The sequence below is a fragment of the Micropruina sp. genome (assembly GCF_047607385.1).
Taxonomy (GTDB): Bacteria; Actinomycetota; Actinomycetes; order Propionibacteriales; family Propionibacteriaceae; genus Micropruina.
This window is the reverse complement of sequence record NZ_JASGDE010000114.1, coordinates 1-3,614: the sequence shown is the minus strand read 5'-3', so window position 1 is coordinate 3,614 and position 3,614 is coordinate 1. Positions and strand designations below refer to the sequence as shown.

The following is a 3,614-nucleotide window of genomic DNA, read 5'->3' as shown; positions in this document are numbered from 1 at the left end:
CGGCCGCCGCCGCTCCCGCCGCCGCGCCGGCGGAGGCGTCCGGGGCCGCCGAGAAGGTCGTGCTGGTGGCGGTCACCGCCTGCCCGACCGGCATCGCGCACACCTTCATGTCCGCGGACGCCCTGGAGCAGGCCGCCAAGGCGGCCGGGGTCGAGCTGCACGTCGAGCCGCAGGGTTCGGGCAAGGTCGTCCCGCTCGATCCGGCGGTGATCGCCAGCGCCCAGGCGGCGATCTTCGCCACCGACGTCGGCGTCAAGGAGCGCGGACGCTTCGCCGGCCTTCCGGTGATCGAGTCCGGCGTGAAGCGGGCCATCAACGAGCCGGCCAAGATGATCGAGGAGGCCATCGCGGCGTCCAAGGATCCCAACGCCCGCAAGGTCAGCGGCGACGCCTCGTCCGCCGCCGCCAGCGACGGCGGTGGCAGCCAGCTGAGCGTCGGCAAGCGGATCCAGCAGGCGTTGATGACCGGCGTCTCCTACATGGTGCCGTTCGTCGCCGCCGGCGGTCTGCTGATCGCCCTGGGCTTCCTGTTCGGCGGCTTCGACGTGTCGCTGGTGCCCGGAGCGGCCGGTGCCCGCACCTGTGCCGACCTGGCCTGGGTGAGCGCGGAGACCTGTGCCAAGGGCGATTCGATCGCAGCCCTGGCCATCAACGCGGGCTGGGGAGCCGGCTTCGCGATGTACCTCGGCGCGCTGCTGTTCACCATCGGCGGGGCGGCGTTCGGCTTCCTGCTGCCCGCGCTGTCGGGCTACACCGCCTACGCGCTGGCCGGACGCCCGGGCATCGTGCCGGGCTTCGTCGGCGGCGTGATCGCCGGCTCGGTCGGCGCCGGCTTCCTCGGCGCTCTGGTCACCGGCCTGCTGGCCGGAGCGGTCGCCTCGTGGATCGCCGGAATGAAGGCGCCGCGCTGGCTGGCCGGCCTGATGCCGGTGGTGATCATCCCGCTGTCGGTCACCACGATCGTCGGCCTGGCCATGTACCTGGTCCTCGGCAAGCCGCTGGCCGCCCTGACCCAGGCGCTGCAGGACGGCCTGGGTGGCATGACCGGCGGTTCGGCGATCGTGCTGGGCATCATCCTCGGCCTGATGATGTGCTTCGACCTCGGCGGTCCGGTGAACAAGGCGGCCTACCTGTTCGCCACCGCCGGACTGTCCGCGCAGACCCCGGCGTCGTTCCAGGTGATGGCCGCGGTGATGGCGGCCGGCATGGTGCCGCCGCTGGCGCTGGCCCTGGCCACCACGCTGCGCAAGTCGCTGTTCACCGAGGTCGAGCAGGAGAACGGCCGGGCGGCCTGGCTGCTCGGGGCGTCCTTCATCTCCGAGGGCGCGATTCCGTTCGCCGCTGCCGACCCGCTGCGGGTGATCCCGTCGATGATGGTCGGCGGCGCGGTGACCGGTGCGATGACGATGGCCTTCGGGGTTGGTTCCCGGGCGCCGCACGGCGGCATCTTCGTGTTCTTCGCGATCAACCCGATCCTGTGGTTCATCGTGTCGATCGCGGTCGGTGCGGTGATCTCCGGCTTCGCGGTGATCGCGATGAAGCAGTTCTGGCCGGCCAAGGCTCCCGCCGCGGTGGCCTGATCCCAACCGCTGTCGAGCCCGTCGAAGCCTCGCTTCGGCGGGCTCGCTGCCGTCCGGACGCCCTCACCCGGCGATCCGGCGATGTCTCCCGGATCGGTGTCGTTTGGTGTTGTCAGAGCAGCTTTGCCGATGAATTTTCGGCGTCCGGAAACCCTCGGCGGCATAGCGGCCAGGCTCTTGTCAACCCCCTAAAGTGCCTCTGGCTAGGACGAACGTTTCGAATAGTGGGCCGGTGCGTGCTACCATGGGTATCTGGGAAAGGGGTCTGCTAGATGACTTTTGAAGTCGGTGAGACGGTGGTCTACCCCAATCATGGGGCAGCCGTCATCGAAGACATTGAAACCCGGACGATCAAAGGCGAGGACAAGCTTTACCTCGTGCTGCGCATCGTCGGCCAGAACGACCTGGTGGTTCGGGTCCCGGCACAGAACCTGGAAGAGATCGGTGTCCGCAACGTGGTGGACGCGGACGGTCTCGAGCGAGTGTTCTCCGTGCTCCGGGCGCCGCACACCGAGGAGCCGACCAACTGGTCGCGGCGTTACAAGGCCAACCTCGAGAAGCTGCACTCCGGCAACGTCATGAAGGTGGCGGAGGTCGTCCGCGACCTGTGGCGGCGGGAGCGCGAGCGGGGCCTGTCGGCCGGTGAGAAGCGAATGCTCGCCAAGGCCCGGCAGATCCTGGTCTCCGAGTTGGCGCTGGCCGAGAAGGTCGAGGAAGACCGGGCCGAGGTCCTGTTGGACGAGGTTCTGGCGTCCTGATCGAGTCCATTCGAAACCGGTCGTCGCACAAAGCGACGGCCGGTTTTGCTTTGCCTCGAAGCCCGCGACCGCGGTCCTATACTGCCGCTTGTGCCTGAGCCCGTGCCCGTCGTCATCGTCGCCGCCGGACGTGGAGTCCGCTTCGGCGGTCCGGTGCCCAAACCCGTCACCACGCTGGCCGGCAAGGCGGTGGTGGCGATGTCGGTGGAGGCGATGGCGGCCGGTGGCTGCACCCACGCCGTGGTGGTGATCCCGCGCAACGCGGAACACCACTTCCAGCCGGCGCTGGCGGCGTCCCCGATCCCGGTCACCCTGGTCGAGGGAGACGAGACCCGGCAGGCGTCGGTGCGGCGCGGCATTGCGGCGATCCGTGGGCTGGCCGGACTGGCCGGGGCGAGGGTGGTGCTGGTGCACGACGCCGTCCGTCCGCTGGTGCCGGCGACCGTGGTGACCCGGGTGATCCGCAGCATCCGGGAGGGCCAGGTGGCGGTGGCGCCGGCGATCCCGGTGGCCGATTCGATCCGCGAGGAGGCACCGGACGGCCGGCTGACGATCGTCGACCGGGACCGGTTGCGCGCCATCCAGACCCCGCAGGCCTTCGATCTGGACGTGCTGGAGGCCAGCCACGCCTACACCGCCGAGCAGGGCATCGAATGCACCGACGACCTGTCGGTGTGCGAGGCCGCCGGCCACCCGGTCAGCCTGGTCAAGGGTGCGATGACGGCGCTGAAGATCACCTCGGCGACCGACCTCGACCTGGCCCACGCCTTCCTGAAGCTGCGCGCCGGGGTGGGCCGGCATTCGTTCCGCCGGGTGCTGCGGCACCGTCCCTTCGCCTGGTTCGTGAAGCGGAACGAGGTCGTCCCGGACGTGATCCGGAGCCCGCGGTGAGCTTCCCGCTGCCCCGGGTGGGCATCGGCAGCGACGTCCACGCGCTGGCCGACGGCGTGCCGATGTGGGTGGCCGGCCTGCATTTCCCGGACGAGCCGCGCGGCCTTGCCGGGCACTCCGACGGCGACGTGGCCTGCCATGCGCTGTGCGATGCGCTGTTGTCGGCGGCTGGCCTGGGCGATCTGGGCAGCAACATCGGCGTGGACCGTCCGGAGTGGGCCGGGGCGTCCGGAGTGCGGCTGCTGGACGAGGTGGCCGGCATGGTGCGCGGCGCCGGCTACGCGATCGGCAACGCCGCGGTCCAGGTGATCGGCAACCGGCCGCGGCTGCTGCCGCGCCGGCTGGAGGCCGAGCGGGTGCTCGGCGCCGCGCTCGGCGCCCCGGT

General features: G+C 70.6%; 4 protein-coding genes. All 4 read left to right on the top strand.

Features of this window, described 5'->3' with window-relative positions; genetic code table 11:
* Window positions 1–1,580: PTS fructose transporter subunit IIC (locus QM582_RS10165; RefSeq protein WP_415084074.1), on the top strand; the 1,580-nt coding region annotated here is incomplete at its 5' end.
* A gap of 272 nt (window positions 1,581–1,852) precedes the next feature.
* Window positions 1,853–2,338 (top strand): CarD family transcriptional regulator, encoded by a 486-nt coding sequence (locus QM582_RS10160; RefSeq protein WP_415084073.1) that lies wholly within the window; start codon window positions 1,853–1,855, stop codon window positions 2,336–2,338.
* A gap of 90 nt (window positions 2,339–2,428) precedes the next feature.
* Window positions 2,429–3,229: a 2-C-methyl-D-erythritol 4-phosphate cytidylyltransferase gene (ispD, locus tag QM582_RS10155; RefSeq protein ID WP_415084071.1), complete on the top strand. Its 801-nt coding sequence runs from the start codon at window positions 2,429–2,431 to the stop codon at window positions 3,227–3,229.
* 62 nt (window positions 3,230–3,291) lie between these two features.
* The coding region (locus tag QM582_RS10150) for a 2-C-methyl-D-erythritol 2,4-cyclodiphosphate synthase (protein WP_415084076.1) at window positions 3,292–3,614 on the top strand (323 nt) is incomplete at its 3' end.

Excerpts from the sequence above, each read along its gene's own strand:
- QM582_RS10160 (WP_415084073.1), top strand. The coding sequence starts at position 1,853 with ATGACTTTTGAAGTCGGTGAGACGGTGGTCTACCCCAATCATGGGGCA.